The 369-nt window shown below is 65.3% G+C and carries 1 protein-coding gene; it reads right to left on the bottom strand.

The genetic code is table 11. The annotated features are described in order from the left end of the window. Positions 1-369 (bottom strand): ABC transporter permease subunit (locus EN804_RS35140; protein ID WP_135922338.1); only part of this gene is annotated, 369 nt, incomplete at both ends.

Genomic DNA, 369 nt, shown 5'->3' with positions numbered 1-369 from the left:
GCTTCCGCGCGGGCGAGACGCGCAATCGGTGGCCACGCCGTCAGCGAGATCGCGATGATCGCTGTTCCGAGACCGGCTCCCATCGCTGCCGCAAAGGCAAGTGCGAGCACGAGCGAGGGGAAGGAGAGGACGATATCGGTCGCGCGCATTAAGATGGCATCGGTGCGCACGCCGAAGAAACCGGCCATGACGCCAATCGCAAGGCCGATCGGACCGACGATGACCGAGACCGACAGGACGGTCTGGATGGTGATGCGGGTGCCGTAGACGAGCCGGCTGAAAATATCGCGGCCAAACTCGTCGGTTCCGGCCAGATGCGCCCAGCTTGGCGGCTGAAGCGCGTTTTCGAGCGCCTGGCGGGCAGGATCG

Source organism: Mesorhizobium sp. M8A.F.Ca.ET.161.01.1.1 (genome assembly GCF_004792105.1).
Taxonomy (GTDB): domain Bacteria; phylum Pseudomonadota; class Alphaproteobacteria; order Rhizobiales; family Rhizobiaceae; genus Mesorhizobium.
The sequence above is the reverse complement of the archived record's forward strand: the minus strand, read 5'-3'. Positions and strand labels throughout refer to the sequence as shown.